This window comes from Deinococcus marmoris DSM 12784 (genome assembly GCF_000701405.1).
Classification (GTDB): Bacteria; Deinococcota; Deinococci; order Deinococcales; family Deinococcaceae; genus Deinococcus; species Deinococcus marmoris.
Genome location: NZ_JNIV01000253.1, coordinates 1 through 1,005 on the forward strand (window position 1 = coordinate 1; position 1,005 = coordinate 1,005).

At 42.7% G+C, this 1,005-nt stretch carries 1 protein-coding gene; it reads left to right on the forward strand.

The features are described 5' to 3' along the window. On the forward strand, positions 1–679 hold a 679-nt coding region (locus Q319_RS27755; RefSeq protein ID WP_211252427.1), incomplete at its 5' end, for a hypothetical protein. Positions 680–1,005 lie beyond the last annotated feature (326 nt).

Here is a 1,005-nt window from a genome sequence, read left to right on the forward strand (position 1 = left end):
GAGTCACCTCCCCAGTTTGCGTCGCCGCAGTGCGAAGCAAGAAATCCTGATGATTTCATGGAGTCTTCAAATCGTAGCGCGTAAGGTCAGTAATAGAGATATGTTCACTAATCTGAGTGATATACTGGAAACAGATGACGAGTTCCGTGACACTTTATTGGCTCAAAAGATAGAGGCTTGTCGTGTCCCATCAAATTTGGCAAGAATAGTCGAATCAATTTTAATCGCCTCCGCAGAAGTTGATAAATCTAGAAATAAAACTCAGTTGAAGTTTTCAAATTTTACAAAACTGTATAAATCTGTAGAAAGGGTTCTCGAATCGTATGGGTTTGCGCCATTTAGACTTACAATCGTAGATGGGATTTGCGCAACATATCCTACGCTTGCGGAATTGCATATCGATGAAACAGCCAAACGAGTATTTGGGGAATTGCATAGGTATAGTTCTGCTCATCAACACATTTTAAAAGCATCAAAATTGCTTTTAGAAAATGGTGATATAAGAATGGGACTTGATGAATGCAGAATTGGACTAGAACGATTTCTTAAGGATAGGCTGTCGAACAAAAAGAACTTATCCAATCAGGCTGCCGCTTTGGGTCAAGAACTTTCGGTATCTGGAATATCGCCTAGCACGGTAACACTCTATACTAATACGGATTCCGTTTGTTTCATGTAGAAATCGGGAAAGCTCCGATCTCCACACTCCACGCCCGGAACCCGTTTTTCTCCTTCTCGCTCCACTCGGATTGCAGGTGTTTTCAACACCTTTTAATCGGAGTCCGTATAACTTATTGAATTGGTACGACAAATATCAGAATGATAACGTTAAGCACCATTACACTGGAATACAGTCTAAAGAAGCTGAGTTCGTTTACTTTCAGACCCTCAGTCTAATCAATTTGTTGCTCGTATCTGATTAGCGCCCCTAGCCCGGCGGCCTGAGTCGAACCAGATTCGCTAGAATCGGGGCATGGCCGGAACGCTGACAGCGGGTGATGTGCT